This window comes from Zwartia panacis (genome assembly GCF_030410395.1).
In the GTDB taxonomy this organism is placed as follows: Bacteria; Pseudomonadota; Gammaproteobacteria; order Burkholderiales; family Burkholderiaceae_B; genus Zwartia; species Zwartia panacis.
Genome location: NZ_JAUHHF010000014.1, coordinates 55,933 through 74,900, shown reverse-complemented (window position 1 = coordinate 74,900; position 18,968 = coordinate 55,933). Strand labels below are relative to the sequence as shown.

13 protein-coding genes are annotated in these 18,968 nt (G+C 54.2%); 3 read left to right on the top strand and 10 right to left on the bottom strand.

Annotated features, from left to right (window positions below; genetic code table 11):
• Window positions 1-37: 37 nt before the first annotated feature.
• Both QWY30_RS14685 and dnaE read right to left on the bottom strand, forming a co-directional pair.
• On the bottom strand, window positions 38-1,177 hold the full coding sequence (locus QWY30_RS14685; protein ID WP_290242296.1) for a glycosyltransferase family 4 protein: 1,140 nt from the start codon (window positions 1,175-1,177) through the stop codon (window positions 38-40).
• A 25-nt stretch (window positions 1,178-1,202) separates the two neighbouring features.
• Window positions 1,203-4,691, bottom strand: a complete 3,489-nt coding sequence (gene dnaE / locus QWY30_RS14680; RefSeq protein WP_290242267.1) for a DNA polymerase III subunit alpha — start codon at window positions 4,689-4,691, stop codon at window positions 1,203-1,205.
• A gap of 104 nt (window positions 4,692-4,795) precedes the next feature.
• Here dnaE and QWY30_RS14675 point away from each other — a divergent pair, with 104 nt between their 5' ends.
• Window positions 4,796-5,695 carry an aspartyl/asparaginyl beta-hydroxylase domain-containing protein gene (locus QWY30_RS14675; RefSeq protein ID WP_290242265.1) on the top strand — a complete coding sequence of 300 codons (900 nt, stop codon included), beginning with the start codon at window positions 4,796-4,798 and terminating at the stop codon, window positions 5,693-5,695.
• A 31-nt stretch (window positions 5,696-5,726) separates the two neighbouring features.
• Here QWY30_RS14675 and hrpA read toward each other — a convergent pair whose 3' ends face one another.
• Window positions 5,727-9,587: an ATP-dependent RNA helicase HrpA gene (gene hrpA / locus QWY30_RS14670; protein WP_290242263.1), complete on the bottom strand. Its 3,861-nt coding sequence runs from the start codon at window positions 9,585-9,587 to the stop codon at window positions 5,727-5,729.
• Window positions 9,588-9,669: 82 nt separating this feature from the next.
• On the opposite strand from hrpA, the gene argA reads away from it, so the two are divergent.
• Both argA and QWY30_RS14660 read left to right on the top strand, forming a co-directional pair.
• Window positions 9,670-11,070, top strand: a complete 1,401-nt coding sequence (gene argA, locus QWY30_RS14665) for an amino-acid N-acetyltransferase (RefSeq protein ID WP_290242262.1) — start codon at window positions 9,670-9,672, stop codon at window positions 11,068-11,070.
• Window positions 11,071-11,148: 78 nt separating this feature from the next.
• Window positions 11,149-11,421, top strand: coding sequence for an oxidative damage protection protein (locus tag QWY30_RS14660; RefSeq protein ID WP_290242260.1), 273 nt, complete (start codon window positions 11,149-11,151; stop codon window positions 11,419-11,421).
• A 5-nt stretch (window positions 11,422-11,426) separates the two neighbouring features.
• Here QWY30_RS14660 and rpiA read toward each other — a convergent pair whose 3' ends face one another.
• The 7 genes from rpiA to radA are packed head-to-tail and all read right to left on the bottom strand — an operon-like array spanning window position 11,427 to window position 18,968.
• Complete coding sequence (gene rpiA, locus QWY30_RS14655; protein ID WP_290242258.1) at window positions 11,427-12,098, bottom strand: ribose-5-phosphate isomerase RpiA; 672 nt, start codon at window positions 12,096-12,098, stop codon at window positions 11,427-11,429.
• Window positions 12,099-12,118: 20 nt separating this feature from the next.
• On the bottom strand, window positions 12,119-13,510 hold the full coding sequence (locus QWY30_RS14650) for a DNA recombination protein RmuC (protein WP_290242256.1): 1,392 nt from the start codon (window positions 13,508-13,510) through the stop codon (window positions 12,119-12,121).
• 29 nt (window positions 13,511-13,539) lie between these two features.
• The gene (locus QWY30_RS14645; RefSeq protein ID WP_290242254.1) at window positions 13,540-13,899 is read right to left on the bottom strand and encodes a Spx/MgsR family RNA polymerase-binding regulatory protein; all 360 of its coding nucleotides are present in this window, start codon (window positions 13,897-13,899) and stop codon (window positions 13,540-13,542) included.
• A gap of 29 nt (window positions 13,900-13,928) precedes the next feature.
• Entirely contained in the window at window positions 13,929-14,654 is a 726-nt protein-coding gene (locus QWY30_RS14640) for a 3-deoxy-D-manno-octulosonic acid kinase (RefSeq protein ID WP_290242252.1), read from the bottom strand.
• 16 nt (window positions 14,655-14,670) lie between these two features.
• Window positions 14,671-15,084: a group II truncated hemoglobin gene (locus QWY30_RS14635; RefSeq protein ID WP_290242250.1), complete on the bottom strand. Its 414-nt coding sequence runs from the start codon at window positions 15,082-15,084 to the stop codon at window positions 14,671-14,673.
• A 30-nt stretch (window positions 15,085-15,114) separates the two neighbouring features.
• Window positions 15,115-17,604 carry an ABC transporter permease gene (locus QWY30_RS14630; RefSeq protein WP_290242248.1) on the bottom strand — a complete coding sequence of 830 codons (2,490 nt, stop codon included), beginning with the start codon at window positions 17,602-17,604 and terminating at the stop codon, window positions 15,115-15,117.
• Complete coding sequence (gene radA / locus QWY30_RS14625) at window positions 17,601-18,968, bottom strand: DNA repair protein RadA (protein WP_290242246.1); 1,368 nt, start codon at window positions 18,966-18,968, stop codon at window positions 17,601-17,603. The genes QWY30_RS14630 and radA overlap by 4 nt, the downstream gene beginning before the upstream one ends.

The following is an 18,968-nucleotide window of genomic DNA, read 5'->3' as shown; positions in this document are numbered from 1 at the left end:
ATGGGTCGGGAAGATCCGAGACGCTCTTGCATGTGCATCATGCCGCACCTTTTTTCCTAAAAAGCTTGCGCTGGTCAACCCCTCGATCAAGCCAGCGTCTGTAGCATTGTTCAGTACGCCGCACCAATGCTTGCGGAGTAAATTCAGATTCTGGATTTTTCCAAATCCGATCATATCCTGCATCCCCCATCTTTCGTCTAAGAGAGGGATTTTCGATGAGTGTTGTAATAATGTCTCTCAAACCTTGATCATCGTCAAGCTTAACAAGGAAACCTGTTACGCCGTCAATCAACATTTCAGGTACGCCCCCAACCGCCGTACCAATGACAGGAAGCTTTGCAGAGGCCGCTTCAAGATAAACCGTACCGCTAGCTTCGAGGCGTGTCATTAAACAAAACATATCAAAACCCAACATAAGGCTATGCACGTCATTTCTTTGACCCAGCAAATGTATGCGTTTTTCAAGGCCTAGTGACTTAATTCGTTCTTGAAGAGAGCGCATCACATCGTTACCGCTTCCAACGATGACTAGATGCAATTTGCTGTGAGTTGAAAATAAAGGCTCCATAGCTCGGATGAGCTCTAGATGACCTTTGTTCGGTCGCAAAGCCCCGACACAACCCACTACAATGCTTTGAGGGGTTAGTCCGAGTTCTTGACGTAAGGAGTATTGATCAAGTGCAGAATGTTTGAACACCGGAGTGTAAACATTTTCAATCCGATCAGGGGTAACACCTCTAGAAATCAATTGATTACGAACAAACTGACTATCCGTTGTCACACAATGCGGTAGCCATGTGTAAGATAACAGCGAATTGACACGGTTTGCTAGGTGACGAGAACGCACAATCAGTGGAGTGCCAGCCAACCTACCTGCGATCGCACAAAGAATGGTATCTCGCCGACTATGCGTATTGAGCACATCAAAACGGCCATTTTTAAGAATATGCAGCATCTTGGCAACGCCACGAATGAAATTCAGCGCACCATCCATATTCATAGTGTGTACGACAAACCCCTCAGCTCGTAATCGAGTTGTCAGTTCGGCATGAGGTTGACAAACAGCTTCAAGGTAGTGTCCAGCATCACGCATGGCCATCATTTCTTTGAAAATACGGTGTTCCTGACCACCAAAATCAGTTGCTGCTTCAGAGTGGATAATTCTCAAAGGTTTAATGGGCTGCATATTTATCAGATCTCAATCACTTGTAAGCAACTTCAACATCCCCTGCTGACGTCCAACTGGTCAATTGTTCAACCAGTTTATCGGATAACCTCACACGCCAAGACTCATCAAGCCTCAGCGTACATAGCGCGGTGTCTGTCTGATACTGAATCTCGACTGGAGTACCCGGCATACCATTTTCAGGGGCAGCACGAAATGGATTCAGTACGCGTTTGAGCATCAAAGCATCGGCATTTCCGTTGAGCCGGATACGTAAGGCTTTCGCGCGTGCTTCGCGGGCGAGTTGCAAATCGAAAATCTGCTCGGCCACGACACGCATCCCGCCTGAATACTCGTCATTGGTGACCTTGGCCTGAACAATCAAGAGCTGATCGTCGCGCAAACGATTTCGGTGCTGTTCCATCAGCTCGCCATAGACTGACACCTCGATCTGTGCAGTTCCATCATCCAGGACAACAAACTGCATTTTGCCGCGCCGAGTCATCATCGTTCTTGAACCAGCGATGACACCGGCAAGCCACTGGGGATCTCGTGAAGGCTCAAGCCGACTCAACGCCTTGGTGACAAAATTTCTGACCTCGGCGCGCCAGGCATCAAACAAATGACCACTGAAAAAATAGCCTAGTGCAAGTTTTTCCTCGGACAAACGCGTATGTAAATCCCAGGGAGCGCACTGCGCAAGCTCGCTTTCAACAACGTCCGCACCGTCATCACCAAACAAGGAAACCTGATTGGCGCTGCGGGCGGCCTGCTCCGCCGCCTCAAGCGCGGTGCCGAGCGAGGCGATCAGCGCGGCCCGATTCGGTTCGATTTGATCGAAGGCACCTGCCCGGATCAAAGCCTCGATACTTCGGCGGTTGACAGTATGACGATCAATCCTGCGGCAGAAATCAAACAAGGAAGTAAAAGGACCGGCTGCGCGCGCGCGCAATATTTCCTCAACCGCTGCCTGACCCGTGCCTTTGACTGCGCCCATCCCGTAACGAATCGTGCGCGGAGGCAAACCTTGAGCAGAGTGTTCGTCCGCGACAGGTTCAAAACGGTAGCCTGAGGCATTCACATCAGGTGGCAAGACCTTGATACCATTAGCCAGACAATCACGCCAAAAGATTTGAACCTTGCCGGTGTCGTCCATATCGGAGGACAAGGTTGCCGCCATGAACTCTGCAGGATGATGCGCCTTGAGCCAAGCCGTCTGATAGGCGATCAGGGCATACGCTGCTGAGTGAGACTTGTTAAAACCATAGCCTGCGAAAAGCTCCATCAGGTCGAAAAGCTTGACCGCGAGTTTAGCGTCGTAGCCCTTCTTGATCGCCCCCTGCTCGAACAACTGCCGGTGCGCCGCCATTTCCTCGGGCTTTTTCTTACCCATGGCACGCCTGAGCAAATCCGCGCCGCCGAGTGAATAGCCGCCGATGATCTGCGAAATCAACATCACCTGCTCTTGATACACGATCACACCGTACGTACTTTTCAGTGTGTTTTCAAGATCAGGGTGAAAATAATCAACAGACGCGCGACCGTGTTTACGGTTAACGAAATCGTCCACCATCCCCGACTCAAGCGGTCCTGGTCGGAATAGCGCCAACACGGCGACAATGTCTTCGAAAGTATTTGGACGCAGCTTTTTCAGCAGTTCCTTCATGCCCCGCGATTCGAGCTGAAAAATCGCAGTCGTGTTGGCATCGCACAGAATTTGATAAGTCGCCGGATCATCCAGCGATAAGGACATGATGTCGAATTCACGCATGCCTGGATTGAAAGCACGCACGAAACGCACCGCCCAATCCAGAATTGTCAGGTTGCGTAAACCCAGGAAGTCGAACTTAACCAGTCCAGCGGCTTCGACGTCATCTTTATCGAACTGGGATACCGCGCTGCCCTCCTGACCAGGCTGACAGTAGAGTGGACAAAAATCGGTCAGCTTACCGGGCGCGATCAACACACCACCGGCATGCATGCCAACGTTTCTCGTCAAACCCTCCAGCGGACGCGCAAGATCCACCAAGGCGCGAACCTCCTCTTCGGATTCGTAGCGCGCCTTGAAAGATGGCTCATCCTTGAGAGCACGATCAAGGGTCCAGGGGTCTGCTGGATTGTGAGGGATTAGCTTAGACAAACCATCGCACAGCATGTAGGGCATATCCAGAACCCGCCCGGCGTCCCGCACAACCGCTTTAGCTCCCAGCGTGCCAAAAGTCGCAATCTGGCTCACGGCCTCGCGACCATACTTTTGCTTGACGTACTCGATCACGCGTTCGCGATTATCCTGGCAAAAATCGATATCGAAGTCTGGCATCGATACCCGCTCGGGATTAAGAAATCGCTCGAACAGCAAATCGTAGCGAATCGGATCCAGATCCGTGATGCCAAGGGAGTAAGCCACCAGAGAGCCTGCTCCTGAACCTCGACCCGGCCCCACAGGAACACCATTGCTTTTACCCCAGTTGATAAAGTCCTGAACAATCAGAAAGTACCCAGGGAAACCCATGTTGATAATGGTCTGACACTCAAGGGCCAGGCGAGCCGAATACTGGGGCATCGCACGCGCGCGCTCCTCAGGGTCGGGAAACAACTGCAACATCCGCTTTTCAAGACCGATTTCGGAGAGCTGGATCAGATAATCATCCAGGGACACGCCATCAGGGGTGGGAAAATCAGGGAGCTGTGGCTGCCCCAGCACAAGGGTCAAGTTGCAGCGCTGCGCAATCGCCACCGCGTTGGCTAGAGCCGATGGTACGTCACGGAAGCGCTCCACCATTGCTTCGGTGGATTGGAGATACTGATCTGGCGTGAAATGCCTAGGACGGCGTGGATTCGTGAGAATCTCACCCTCGGAAATGCAGACGCGTGCTTCGTGGGGCTGAAAATCCTCTGGACCCAAGAACTGGACGGGATGCGTGGCCACCACAGGCAGGCCGCACTCAGACGCCAAAGTCAGCGCGGCACGGACGTAGGACTGATCCGCGTCCGCCTCTGTTCGCTGAAGCTCAATGTAGTAGGCACCAGGAAAAGCTTTTTTCCATTGCAAAGCGAATGTCTTCGCCAACTCCGGATTTCCAGCCATCAAGGCTTGACCCACGTCGCCTGCTCGGGCCCCAGACAAGGCAATCAGACCTTGCGTGCCCTCTAGCCACTCGCGGCGCATCTCTGCACGCCCGCGATGCGCATTATTGAGCCAAGCGCGCGTCAAGAGCTCGCATAATGCCAAATATCCCGCACGACTCGCGACGAGAAGTAAAATGCGGTAAGGTTTGTCACGATCTTCGTCGTTTGTCAGCCAGACATCGCAACCCGCGATCGGCTTGATACCGGCAGAACGCGCTTCTTTGTAGAACTTGATCAAACCGAAAACGTTCGACAAATCGGTCAATGCAACGGCTGGCTGGCCGAGTTGAGCGACGCGGCGAATAAGTTCCGGGATGCGGACAGTACCGTCCACCACCGAGTATTCGGAATGGACGCGCAGGTGAACGAAAGGTTGTGATTGAACGGTTTCTGACATAGGTCAATTGTACCTATTGTTGAATCATCTATAGTTATTTTTAGTCACGATTAAAGTACCCGCGCCGTGAGCATACGGCACAACGTTTGAGCAAGGAATACAGCATGAAATGGATTGTTCTGGGAACCTGGATTGGAGCCGTACTATTTGCTCACTTCCGTGGTCGCGTCAGACTTCCGCTGGGTCGCCAGCTGCTGGATCACTCGATTATTTTGGCCCCGATCAACGCTTTCATGGTGTTGACCTCCCGCGTCCCCACCACCCCCTACATTCCAAATGAGACCATGCCCGAGCTCAAGTTGCTCGAGGACAACTGGGAAACCATTCGCGACGAGGCGCTGCACCTCGCGAGCCTGCGTGAAATCAAAGCGCCCGAGCTTCACAATGACATCGGTTTCAATTCTTTTTTCAAATATGGCTGGAAACGCTTTTACTTGAAATGGTATGACGCCAAACACCCCTCCGCAGTCGCGTTATGCCCGAAAACTGTCGCGCTTCTCAACCAAATTCCCTCGGTCAAGGCAGCGATGTTCGCAGAGCTGCCTCCAGGCGGCCAGCTCAATCCGCATCGCGACCCCTTTGCGGGCTCCTTGCGTTACCACCTGGGTCTGGCTACACCGAACGATGACCTCTGCTACATCGATGTGGATGGTATTCGTCACAGCTGGCGTGATGGCAAAGGCGTGATTTTCGATGAAACCTATGTGCACGACGCCTACAACAAATCCCAGCAAAATCGCATCATTTTGTTTTGCGATGTCGAGCGTCCGTTGAAATGGCGCTGGGCGGAATGGTTCAACCACTGGTTTGGCAAAATCGCCATGTCAGCTGCAAGCTCTCCAAATGCAGAGACGGATCAGACAGGGTTTGTGAACAAGCTCACCCATTACCACTGGGTCATTGATCAAAAGCGTCGTGCGTTCAAAAAAGCGAATCGCACTGCTTACAAAGCCACTAAATTTGGCTTGATAGCACTTGCGATCGTCTTATTTATCGTCTGGTAATTGATCGTCTGGTCATTACCCAGTCAGCGGATCAGCGTTGCATGGCTTCCCAGGTTTTTTGCAATCGTTTGACTGACACCGGCATTGGTGTGCGCAGTTCTTGAGCAAAAAGCGCGACACGCAACTCTTCGAGCATCCAGCGAAACTCGTCAAGTCCCGCATCCGGAGCGCCTTTGAGCGCACTGCGGGCGCGGTTGTATTGGTTCAGTACGGGGGCCATTTCAGCCATGAGACGCGCATCCCGGCCAGGGTCCGATTTCAGTTTATCAATCCGTGCGACTGCAGCCTTCAGATAGCGGGGCAAATGGACGAGCTGAGTGTATGGAGTTTCCACGATAAACCGAGCCGACACGAGTTGCTGCAAGTGCTGCTGTAAATCGGCGTAAGCGCCGGGATTCGTTTTAGCCTGCGGGAGCTTGCGCAAAGCTGCAGTCCATCCCTCGAGCACCGCGAACGCTAACCGAGCGACCTCTTGGGCCAGCAAGCCAAGCTTGGTCTTAGCCTCCTGGCGACGTGCCTCGAAGGTCTGTGCATCATCCGGCCAAGGCTCGGACAGGCAAGCACCAATCAACGCGCAATCAATGATTTGATCTCTGAGTTGCTCCTGGGTGCCGAGCTGCAAATACAGCATGCCCATTTTGGTCAGCTCGTGCAGATTCTTTTCGAGAAACTTAACTTGTTCCCGTAAAGCCAGACGAAACAAGCGAACGAGTCCTCGCTTGTGCGCCTGAAGTGCGACCTGCGGATCATCAAAAACATCCAGCGCACAGGCTGCCCCACGCTCGACAAGAGCGGGATAGCCCACAACAACCTGATCTTTTCGACGGATCTCCATCAGTTCAGGGAGTTTGCCAAAACTCCATTCCGTGATTTCGTCCTGAGACAGGACGCTTGCGACCTCCTGGTCCCGGGTGGCGAGTTTCTGAAAGGTGGCTTGCGCCTGCTTGCCGAGTTCGGCTTTGATTTGCGCAAGATTACGGCCCGCCGACAACATGCGTCCATGCTCGTCTACGACTTTGAAAGACATGAACAAATGGGCAGGCAAGGTTTCGGGCTTGAAATCCGTCACCAATGGCCTAATTTTCAGTTGCTGCCAGATATCCTGAATCAGCGCCTCGACCAATCCGCATGGGGGGTGCTCGAGTCGGTCATACCAACGCTCATAAAACCCTGCGGCATAATCAGGCAGCGGCACGCAGTGGCGCCGAATTTTTTGAGGCAGCGACTTGAGCAAGAGCTGCGCCTTTTCCTTGAGCATGCCAGGCACAAGCCATTCACAGCGGGCGGCATCCACCTGATTCAGAAAATAAAGGGGAACCGTCACCGTTAACCCGTCTTTGGGAGAGCCTGGTTCAAAGTGGTAATCCACCGCGAGCCTCACACCCTGCCATTCGAAAAATTTGGGGAATACGTCGGTGGTGACGCCCGCTGCCTCGTGCCGCATCAATGCATCGCGTGTCAACATCAGCTGTTGAGCTTGATCTTTAGTCAAACCCTTGACCCAGTGCTCGAGCGTCGCAGTCTGATAGATTTCAGCCGGCAAAAGTTTGTCGTAAAAAGCTTGAATCAAGGCATCGTCAACCAAAATGTCCGGGCGTCTGGTCTGATGCTCAAGCTTTTCGATCTGAGCGATCAGCTTGCGGTTATGTGCCAGAAAAGGAAGCGGACTATCGATGTCGCCAGGAATCAACGCTTGGAGGATAAAGATTTCACGCGCCTGCTCTGGCGCAATCGGTCCGTAATGCACACGTCGTCCCGAGTAGACCGTCAAACCATAGAGCGTGGCTTTCTCGTTGGCGACGACCTGTCCAAGTTTGCGCTCCCAACGCGGATCGCTCCAGGAGCGTTTAAGCAAGTGACCCGCGACACGCTCAACCCAAGCAGGGTCAATTTTGGCGACGCAGCGCGCGTATAACTTGCTTGTGTCGACAAGCTCTGCGGCCATGATCCATTTGCCCGCCTTTTTCAACAAACGCGACCCTGGGTGAATCCAGAAACGAATATCGCGCGCGCCCAGATAGTGACCCGCCTCCTCTGCTTTAAAACCAAGATTACCGAGCAAGCCGGAAAGCAGGGAGAGATGAATTTGCTCATGCGTGGCCTCAGTCTTATTCAGACGCCAGCCCTGCTCGCCGACAAGCGCCATCAACTGACTATGGATGTCATGCCACTCGCGCAATCGCAGAGGAGAAAGATAATGGGTGCGCAACAGCGCGACCAGTTTGCGTTGGGATTCCTTGTGTCTGACCTGTTCGTGATACCAGTTCCAGAGTTTTACATAAGCGACAAATTCTGATTTGTCGTCGGCAAATTTTGAATGCGCCTGTTCAGCCGCCTCGCGCGCGTGCATGGGTCTGTCGCGAGGATCTTGAACCGATAGAGCGGAGGCGATGACCAGCATCTCGGTCAAACAGTGATGATCGCGCGCAGCCAAAATCATTCGCCCCAATCGCGGGTCGACCGGAAGTTTCGCCAACGCGCGACCTGTCTCGGTGAGTGCGTCGGGTCTGTCGGAATCAGGGTCGATTGCGCCAAGCTCTTGAAGTAAATGATAACCGTCAGCAATCGCGCGTCCGCTTGGCGGATCGACAAAGGGAAACGTTTCAATATCATTCAAACGTAACGCCTTCATGCGCAAGATCACACTGGCCAGTGAAGAGCGCAAAATTTCTGGATCGGTGAATGCCGCACGATCCTTGAAATCTTGTTCAGCGTAAAGCCTGATGCAGACTCCCGGTCCGAGACGGCCGCAGCGTCCTGCACGCTGGTTCGCGGAGGCCTGGCTGATAGGTTCGATGCGGAGTTGTTCGACTTTGTTTCGCCATGAATAGCGTTTGACACGCGCCAGCCCACTATCGATCACAAAACGAATGCCTGGCACAGTGAGAGAGGTCTCGGCCACGTTGGTGGCCAACACAATCCTACGAGCGCTTGTGCGAGGACGAAAAATTTCTTCTTGTTCGTCCTGCGACAAGCGGGCAAACAAGGCGAGCACCTGCGTCCCGGGAGGATGATGCTTGCGTAAGGCTTCGGCGCATTCGCGAATCTCGCGCTCGCCGGGTAAAAACACCAGAATATCGCCCGGCCCCACGCGGGCACACTCATCCACGGCCTCAACTAGCGCATTGATGAGATCGCGTTCCTCATCACGCGCCAAACTGCGCTCGGACAAACCAGTTTGTGTTGGATGCCCCGATGTCAGACCTTCCTCTAGCAATGGGTTGATGACAGGGCGATAGCGTACCTCGACAGGGTAAAGCCTTCCGGAAACTTCGATAACAGGCGCGGGCTCACCCTGTTGATTGGCAAAATGCCTTGCAAAGCGTCCCGCATCGATCGTCGCGGACGTAATGATGACTTTGAGATCAGGCCTGCGCGCAAGGAGCTGCCGAAGGTAACCCAGCAAAAAATCGATATTCAGGCTGCGCTCGTGCGCCTCATCAATGATGATCGTGTCATACCGTCTCAACAAAGGATCGCGTTGGGACTCCGCCAGCAAAATACCATCCGTCATCAGCTTGATGGCAGTTTGGGCGCTGCTGCGATCCTGAAAACGGACTTGATAACCGACCCACTCGCCAAGAGGTGTTTGAAGTTCTTCGGCGATTCGACGCGCCACCGAGCTGGCCGCAAGCCGTCTGGGTTGGGTATGGCCAATCATTTTTTTCAATCCCCGCCCCAGCTCCAGACAAATCTTGGGTAGCTGAGTGGTTTTGCCTGAGCCCGTCTCCCCGCTCACGATCACGACTTGATGGCGTGCGATGGCCCGGGCGATTTCCTCACGGCGTGCGCTGACCGGTAAATCCTCTGGATAGACGATCTTGGGGGGCTGGCGTGGGGAAATGACAACGCTTTCCGGCGTTATGTCGGCTGAGCGCTTTGATTCGGGCATATTTTCTAATCCGATGAACGGCTCATTATAAAATTTATATTTCAAACTCACAGCGCTCACGAGGTTAACAACACAAGCCGCCATGCCAGACAAAAAAGCACCAGAGGTCGGAACCGCCCAAGAATCTCCAAATATCAGCCCCGAAGGGACTGTTTCTGCCCAAGAGGCGCCTGAGTTCGCAGCGGCGCAGTTCGTTCGCTGGTTCAGGGAGGTTGCTCCCTATGTCCATGCTTTCAGAGGCAAAACCTTTGTCGTGGCCTTTGGAGGCGAGCTTGTTCAGGCCAATGCCCTGAACACCCTGATTCAGGATCTGTCGCTCCTTTCCGCGCTTGGTATCAAACTGGTTCTTGTGCATGGCTCCCGTCCTCAGGTTAACGAACAATTACGTCTGAAAGGCTTTAGCCAGCAGTTCGACCGGGGCCGTTCCCCAACCGATGCGGATGCGCTCGAATGCGCCAAAGAGGCCGCAGGTGAAATTCGCCTGGATATCGAAGCGGCATTCAGCCAAGGTTTACCCAATACCCCCATGTCGCATGCCCAAATCCGGGTGATCTCGGGAAACTTCGTGACGGCGCGTCCAACTGGCATCATCGATGGCATTGATTACAAGCACACGGGCCAAGTACGCAAGATCGATGTCGATGCCCTGCGCTTTGCGATCGAACGTGGCTCGATCGTGCTGCTTTCCCCTCTTGGCTTCTCACCGACTGGCGAGGCATTCAACCTCTCCATGGAAGAGCTCGCCACGAGTGTCGCCACCAAGCTGCGTGCTGAAAAGTTGATTTTTCTGACTGAAACGCCAGGTGTGCTGGCTCCAGACGGTAGTGTGGATACAGAGCTTGCGCGACTGGACGCCGATGCCCTGCTTGCCTCGGGCGAACTCGACGAGGACACGGCCTATTATTTGCAATACGCTTCCCGGGCAGTCAAGCGTGGAGTGACCCGCGCCCACCTGATTCCTTTCTCCAGGGACGGTGTGGTGTTGCTCGAGATCTTTACCCATGATGGCGTGGGCACCATGGTGGTCGAAGATACGCTGGATGACTTGCGTCCTGCAACGATCGACGATGTGGGCGCGATTTTGCAACTCATCGAACCGCTTGAACAAGACGGTACGCTGGTGCCACGCGGTCGTGCCGTCATTGAACGCGAAGTTGAAAACTTTACCGTGCTCGAGCATGACGGCGTGATCTATGGCTGCGCAACCCTCAACAACTATCCGGACGACCAGATGGCCGAAATGGCCTGCCTAATCGTTCACCCCGAGTGGCAAGGCGCCGGCGAAGGAGAAATATTATTGCGACACATGGAGTCCAGGGCGCGCGCGCATGGCGCGAAACGGCTCTTTGTATTGACCACACGAACCTCACACTGGTTCATTAAGCGTGGTTTCGTGCAAGGTGGTGTCGCGGATCTTCCGAAAGAAAAACAAGCACATTACAACAGGTCACGCAACAGTCTGATTTTTATCAAACGCCTGTGAAGCTTGGGGCTTTGAGGAACTACCAGACGTCAAACGCCCTACAATGATGAATCGATATGTTTTTGGACAGGACTAAAAATGAGCCGTACCGTTCAGTGTTTAAAGCTTAAAAAAGAAGCCGAAGGCTTGGAATTTCCTCCCTACCCCGGCGAGACAGGCACTAAAATTTGGCACAGCATCTCCAAACAAGCTTGGCAGGACTGGCTCAACGTTCAAACCCGCCTGGTCAACGAGAACAGACTCAACCTGGCAGATGCGCGTGCGCGAAAGTACCTCAAAGAGCAAATGGAAAAGTATTTGTTCGAGGACATTGATGTTGAAGCGCAGGGTTTTGTCCCCCCCTCCGCCTGAGTCCTTCAACCGAGGCGACGCACTCCCTGCTGCGTCGCAAGCAGTGCCGTATCCGCGGGGCTGAGGGCGAATAAGCCATTGGTCACCACCCCAGGTACGTTATTCAGTTTTTTCTCCAATTCTGGAGCGTCCGTGATGGTCAGTCCATGGATGTCTAAAATCTGATTACCATTGTCTGTGATAAAACCCTCGCGCAAGACAGGTTGTCCACCCAGTGCGCGCGCCACGCGCGAAACAGCTTCACGCGCGATCGGCAACACCTCGATCGGTAAAGGAAATCGACCCAAACTGTCCACCAGTTTGCTTTCATCCGCGATACAAACAAACTGCTTCGCAACAGAAGCAACAATTTTTTCACGTGTCAACGCCCCGCCACCGCCTTTGATCATGTGGAGCTGACTATTGATTTCGTCGGCTCCATCAACATAAACAGGCATGGTTTCAACCTCATTCAAGTCCAGTACCGCAATGCCGTGTCCAGCGAGACGCTTTGCGCTGCGCTCCGAACTCGCGACTGCTCCCCGAAACTTTCCGCGATACTTTGCCAGACCATCAATAAATAGATCAGCGGTGGAACCCGTCCCGACACCGATCACTGCTTGAGCAGTCAACATCGGTTCGATCAATGCCAAGGCCGCATCAGCGGCCTGTTGCTTAAGATCTTGTTGTGAAAGCATGCTGGGGATCCTGTTAAAAATTATGGATGTTGATCTGGATTAGAGAGCGCGTCGCGTGAGGGATCATCCTCGGAACGGCCATATTCATCTGACTCAGGGGCAAAAGCCGCGCGAGCCTGATCGTCGGGCAAAGCCTCTACACCTTTCAAACTTCGCAGCATGACACGTGTGCGCGACTCGGTCTGACCGATTTTATGACTCGCTGAATCAAGCGATTTTTTCACATTGGCTAATGAATCGCCAAACTTTCCAAACTCTGTTTTGACAGCACGCAATACCTGCCAGACCTCGGAAGAACGTTGCTGAATGGCGAGCGTCCTGAATCCCATCTGCAGACTGTTGAGCAACGCTGCAAGGTTGGCGGGACCCGCCACATTCACGCGCAGATCATGCAATCTATCCAGCAAACCGGACTGACGCAATACCTCCGCATACAGACTTTCGCTGGGCAAAAACATGATCGCAAAATCAGTTGTGTGGGGAGGAGAGACATATTTAGCCACAATCGTTTTTGCCTGCAGCTCGACTGCCCGCGCTAAGGCCGCACCGGCGGCTTTGATACCCTCTTTGTCGGCTGTATCGTGCGCGTCCATCAGACGCTCATATTCTTCTTTTGGAAATTTGGCATCAATCGGCAACCATACGGGTTGATCCAGGAGACCCTGACCGGGCAACCTGATCGCAAACTCAACCTGGGCGTCGCTGCCTGGCACAGTTTTGATGTTTTGCGCATACTGATCAGGTGTCATGCTGTCCTCGATCAGTCGCGCAAGCTGTACCTCGCCCCATGTTCCACGTGTTTTGACATTGGTCAGCACGCGCTTGAGATCACCCACACCCGCAGCCAAGGTTTGCATTTCGCCTAGGCCTTTTTGAACCGACTCCAGACGATCGGACACTTGTTTAAATGACTCCGTTAACCGAGTCTCCAGCGTCGCATGAAGCTTTTCATCCACCGTACGACGCATCTCATCGAGTTTGGCAGAGTTATCCGTCTGGAGTGACAGTAATCGCTCTTCCACCGCGACACGAAGTTCGGCGATCCGACGCTCGTTGGTTTGGATTAGCGTCTGTAATTGATTCGAGAAATCTGCGGCAAAACGACTGAGAGAATCGGCGCTTTCAGTGCGCCCGGCGGCTGCATCACGCGCCATTGCTGCGCGAAACTCGGCATCGCTTTGGGCGAGCTCCACTCTCAATGCGCGTGAGGATTCAGCCAGCTCTGCGCGCAGTTGGCGTTGCGACTCAGCTTGTTCCGAGCGCAAACCACGCTCCAGTCGTTCCTGACCCGCCACGATCTGATCGAGACGGGGATCAGATTGCGCCGCAAGCGTACGACCTGCACGTAACCATGCAAGAAAGGAAAACAAAACTGCCAGACAAGCCGCAACAGCGATAAGGGGTAACAGCATGTCAGGCACATTGAGCGCGGATAAATCGATCAACGGACACCCAGCTTTTCAGCGTAGCGTTTCTCATTGAAACCCACTGTCACGGACGCGTCAGGAAAGACAGCCAATGGACGTCGTATCAACGCAGGATACTGCGCGATCAATGACAACCACTCTTTGTCTGAACCGGGTGATTTCAAACTTTCATCCAGATTGCGCCAAGTCATCGAGGCGCGATTCACGAGTTTTTCCCAGCCGCCTAATTCTTGCGCCCAGTTCTTAAGGCTCGCAGCCGGGATCGGTACATCGCGATAGTCTTGAAACTGATGGGCAATCCCTTTTTCATCGAGCCAAGCTCTGGCTTTGATGCAAGTACTGCATTTGGCGAGCCCGTAGAGTTTGAGAGACATAAGGAGTCCTGAAAAAATACATCAAGCGTTTAAAAATCCGATTTTAAAGGGTCGGCGTGATATCCCTCAAGAAGCGCCTGCCAATATTCACTCTGTCTTGCAAGAGAGAGTTTTTTGAGTGATCGCAACAGGCGCGCGAGATTTTCAGTACGCTGACCAGGCGTAAGCTTTCCCATACGTCCGCGATCAAAGTCAATCAACCAGACTTTTCCCTTGGCATCATAAAGAATGTTGTAGACGTTGAGATCGGCATGCCAGACCCCAAAGCGGTGCATCCGCGCAATGGCAGCGCCGCCACGCGACCAAATTTCGAGAGCGTCGCTTTGCGCCAAAGGACGGGCACCCGGAATGCATTCGGTCAACAGTGCCGCCCGGTATGTCATGCCCGAGCGCCATGCCGCGGCACCGAGCGGACGCGGCACAGGCAGGCCGGCACGCCACATCATGCGCAACAGATCGAACTCCAAGCTTGAACGTGTCTTTTCTAGGCCTGACCAAAAATAGCGGTCCTGCACAAATCTAGCCACCAACCCGCCTCGCCGGTAATACCTGAGTACCGCATCAAAAGCACCGACGCGGACAAACCATGCCGCGGCGCGTCCGCCGACGGTGACAGGTCGTGCGTTGAGTGAGGGAGTCTGCGCATCGAAACATCCCCATATGGACGTATCGGGCCTGCAGCTTTCGCTCAACGCATGATCCACACGGAACCAGCGATCGGCGAGCGCAAGCTGATCGACTGTTTGATCAAGCATATCCTCATTCATCGGCTCAGCCCTCGCGGTTCCGCATCCAATCGGCGACCCCAAAAAAAATCTCCAGCATCTTGTCCAAAAGAGGCTCTGGATAATCAAGCTCTTTCATCGCCCGTGCCATACACAGCAACCATTGATCTCGTTCGGCAATTCCAATCGAAAAGGGTAAGTGGCGTGCGCGCAATCTAGGATGTCCGAAACGTTCAATGTAATGCTGAGGTCCGCCAAAGTATCCGCACAAATACCAAAACAATTTGTCACGGGCTTGCTCCAAGCTCGCGCCATGAACCTCGCGCAACAATTTGAGATCCGAATCCATGTCCATCAGATCGTAAAACCGATCGACCAGAAGACGGATTCCAGTTTCTCCACCCAAAATATCAAACATCGAAGGCCCTTCGGGCTTTTTTTGTTGCTCAAGTTGATTCATTCGTTGGTATTTCCGCGGCCTGAAACGCTCTTAGGAATGATGTCGCAAAATGGTCAGCGGCGGACTGTTTAGCACACCGCGCAAGACAAGTGCTCCGGCCAGCCAGGCGCCTAACATGCAAACTGACAGACCGAGCAACCAAGGCCATAGCGAAAAACGCATGTCGAACTCAAAGACCCAGTGTGACAAGGCCCACGCGCCAAGGGTCGCACCCCCAGCGGCCAAGAATCCAGCCAAGGCACCGACCGAGAGCAATTCGATCCTTTGGGCTGAGGCAAGTTGCCGCCGGGTCGCACCGAAGGCTCTCAACAAGGCCGCTTCTCTCAAGCGCTCGTCGCGGGTCGCCGATAATGCCGCTGCCAGCACCATGGCACCCGCAAAAACTGAAAACACAAAAAGACCTTGCACAGCCACAGACACTTTATCCAGAATATTTTGTAGCTGACTCAGAATCGCGCCTACATCAAACACTGTCAGATTGGGAAACTGCTTGACAAGCTCCTGTGTCACGACGAGGCGGTCAGGCGGCAAATAAAAAGCTGTCATCCATGTCTGTGGCGCATCTTTGAGGGCAGCTGGTGTAGTGATCGCAAAGAAATTGGCGCGCATAGAATCCCAATCCACACGCCTGAGACTCGTGACCTCGAGTCGAACCTTTTCACCCGCGACATCGAACTCCATCATATCGCCCAGCTTGAGCCCCAGGGACTTGGCTAAACCGATCTCAAGCGATACCTCTGGACGTGCCGCATTGAAGTCACGTCCTGCCACGATCTGACCGGGGTCGGCCAAACGTTCTGCATAAGACAGGTTGAATTCTCTTTCAACCAGTCTTTGCGCGCGCGCCTCTGCGTAATCCGCAGCGGACACAGGTCGATCATTCAGGGCGACTAATCTTCCACGCACCATAGGCGAAAGTCTCACTTGCGTCAGACCCGCTTCGCTGAGTGTTTTTTCAATACTGGGTACCTGGTCATTTTGAATATTGATCAAAAACCGATTCGGTGCGTCAGCGGGTAAGGTGCGTTGCCAGCCCGCCAGCAAATCCGTACGCACAATCGTCAACAATAAAATCGCCATCATGCCGACTGCGAGCGCACTTGTCTGCGCAATGGTGGCCCCCCGTCTGCGCACAACGCCTGCGAGCGCGAAACGAAGCACGGGGAAAGGTTTGAGTCGTTCTCGCAGACCGGACAATGCCCACAATACAACGATCCCAAGCCCTGCGAAGACTGCTGCTGCAGCGAAGAAACCCAAGGCCAGACCGATCCCGAGCTTGACATCGTTGGCCACCCACCACATCAAGACCGAAAAGCCAGACAAGCCCAAAACATAACCAGCAATGCTTTGGAGCGGTATGCCGTCTTGCTGAGCACGCAATATTTGTGAAGGCGGCACATGACGCAATCCGTTGAGCGGCGGCCATGCAAACGCCAACAATAACCATAATCCTGCAAAGAGTCCTTGCAAGGCGGGCTCAATCCCTGCGGGAGGCAAATCGGCACCCAGCAGCCCCCCCAGCGCCCTGACCATCAAGGCTTGCCCACCCCACCCCAGCGCCAGACCCACGATGGATGCACACAAGCCTGTGAATATGAACTCACCCATCAGGATCGTCGTCACTTTGACCTGGGTCGCGCCCAGGCAACGCATCACAGCGACACTGTTCAGGTGGCGCTGACTGAAACGCCTGGCACCAAGTGCCACGGCTACGGCTGCGATAAGAACAGACAACATGGCGACCAACGCAAGAAACTCCTGGGCACGATCCAGTGAGCGTCTGATTTCAGGTCGTCCAGCCTCAATTGTGACGATTTTTTGACCTGCCGTCATGGCACTGGCCAGCCACTCTTTGAATTGTTCCACTGCGGGCGAGTCACCCGCGACCAAAAAGTTGTAGCCAATCCGGCTGCCAGGTGCGATCAGACCCGAACGACTGAGGTCTTCGGCGCGAACCATGACACGGGGGGCGAGATTGACAAACTGGGCACCGCGATCTGGTTCGTAGGTAATGACTCGAGCGATCTTCAGGCCCAAGTCACCGACCTTGATCGTATCGCCAATTTTTAAACCTGTCTGACTCAATACCTGAGCATCCACCCAGGCCTGGCCGACCTCAGGAGCGACAGTGGTTTGCAGTTCGGGTCCGCCCGGGACTTCAGTGGTCCGAAGCCCACCCCTTAGCGGATAACCCAGCTCCACGCCTTTGATCGAAGCCAGCACCAACCGGCCTTCAGATCCCACCATCGAAGGAAACTGCCACCCCAGAACTGTGCGCAAGCCGGCATTTCGGGCGCGCTCCACAAATGTCGCCGGAATGGGTGAGGAGGATTCGACTACAAGATCCGCACCGAGCATCTGCGTCGCATCACGTTCAAGCGCACGACCCACCCGGTCCGCCAAAAAGCCCACACTGGTGACGGCCGCCACCGCGATCACCACAGCCAGACCTAACAGACGCAGATCACCCGCCCGCGCATCGCGCCAAGTCTGCCTGCAAATCATTTTCAATATGCTCATGCTCTTAACCGGTCCAGTGCGTCCTGAAGACGATCCACAGCCCAAACCTCAAGTCCCTCGATCGGTTGCCTTGGTGCGTTCGCCTTGGGAATGATTGCGACTGAAAACCCAAGCTTGGCCGCCTCACGCAAACGCTCCTGACCACGCGGAGCAGGTCTGACCTCGCCGGCGAGTCCGACCTCTCCGAAGGCAAACAAGCCCTTGGGCAGGGGTCGATCCCGCAAAGAAGACAAAATCGCTAACAGCACCGCAAGATCCGCGGCAGGTTCGGTGATTCGCACACCACCGACCGCATTGACAAACACATCCTGATCAGAGGTCGAAACCCCGGCATGCCGATTCAGGACGGCAAGCAACATCGCCAGACGGTTGCCTTCCAGGCCAACAGATAAACGGCGCGGATTGGGCACATGCGCAGTATCGACTAGCGCCTGGATTTCCACCAGCAATGGCCGGGTTCCCTCTTGGGTCGCCATGACGCAAGAGCCAGACACTTGCGCGGAATGCTGAGAAAGAAAGAGCGCGGAGGGATTTGCCACACCTCGCAGGCCTCGGTCTGTCATTGCAAATACGCCGAGTTCGTTGACCGCTCCAAAACGGTTCTTGAACGCCCGGATCAATCGAAAAGAGGAATGCGTATCGCCCTCGAAATACAAAACAGTATCCACGATATGCTCCAGCACCCGTGGTCCGGCCAAGGCGCCATCTTTGGTCACATGACCGATCATGACAATCGGAATACCCGCCTGTTTGGCTAAACGCGTTAATTGGGCCGCGCACTCCTTGACCTGAGAGACTGAGCCAGGTGCGGCCGTCAACTCACTGGAGTAGATCGTCTGGATCGAGTCAATCACGGCGACAGCAGGCTTTTGTTCGAGGAGCGCAGACTGAATAGACTCCAGTCGAATCTCTGCGAATAAGTCCACCTCCTCTCCGGAAAGACCCAGTCGGCGCGCACGCAAAGCAACCTGCTCGGCGGACTCCTCACCCGTGACGTACAACACCCTGCGTTCACCGGACATGGCAACAAGTGCTTGAAGCAATAAAGTGGATTTCCCGATACCAGGGTCTCCACCGATCAACACCACAGCGCCCGCGACCAATCCGCCACCGAGCACGCGGTCAAACTCGGGAATACCCGTAGAAATCCGCGGTAATTCAAGCGCTTCGACGTCCGACAAACTCCGCAACGCTGTTGAAGCCGCAAGCGGAGCGTAGCGGTGCTGTTCGGCCTGTGCGGCTAGACCGTGATCGCGCGACTCCTCAAGCGTATTCCAGGCTTGGCAATGGGGGCACTGCCCCAGCCATTTCGGGCTGACGCCGCCGCATTCGGAGCAAGTAAAGATAGTTTTGATTTTGGCCAT

Coding starts and splice junctions, on each gene's coding strand:
- dnaE (WP_290242267.1), bottom strand. CDS start 4,691: ATGTCAGAAACCGTTCAATCACAACCTTTCGTTCACCTGCGCGTCCAT.
- QWY30_RS14645 (WP_290242254.1), bottom strand. CDS start 13,899: ATGTCTCTCAAACTCTACGGGCTCGCCAAATGCAGTACTTGCATCAAA.
- rpiA (WP_290242258.1), bottom strand. CDS start 12,098: ATGCTTTCACAACAAGATCTTAAGCAACAGGCCGCTGATGCGGCCTTG.
- QWY30_RS14630 (WP_290242248.1), bottom strand. CDS start 17,604: ATGAGCATATTGAAAATGATTTGCAGGCAGACTTGGCGCGATGCGCGG.
- QWY30_RS14650 (WP_290242256.1), bottom strand. CDS start 13,510: ATGCTGTTACCCCTTATCGCTGTTGCGGCTTGTCTGGCAGTTTTGTTT.
- radA (WP_290242246.1), bottom strand. CDS start 18,968: ATGGCCAAAATCAAAACTATCTTTACTTGCTCCGAATGCGGCGGCGTC.
- QWY30_RS14640 (WP_290242252.1), bottom strand. CDS start 14,654: ATGCTTGATCAAACAGTCGATCAGCTTGCGCTCGCCGATCGCTGGTTC.
- QWY30_RS14660 (WP_290242260.1), top strand. CDS start 11,149: ATGAGCCGTACCGTTCAGTGTTTAAAGCTTAAAAAAGAAGCCGAAGGC.
- QWY30_RS14635 (WP_290242250.1), bottom strand. CDS start 15,084: ATGAATCAACTTGAGCAACAAAAAAAGCCCGAAGGGCCTTCGATGTTT.
- hrpA (WP_290242263.1), bottom strand. CDS start 9,587: ATGCCCGAATCAAAGCGCTCAGCCGACATAACGCCGGAAAGCGTTGTC.
- QWY30_RS14675 (WP_290242265.1), top strand. CDS start 4,796: ATGAAATGGATTGTTCTGGGAACCTGGATTGGAGCCGTACTATTTGCT.
- argA (WP_290242262.1), top strand. CDS start 9,670: ATGCCAGACAAAAAAGCACCAGAGGTCGGAACCGCCCAAGAATCTCCA.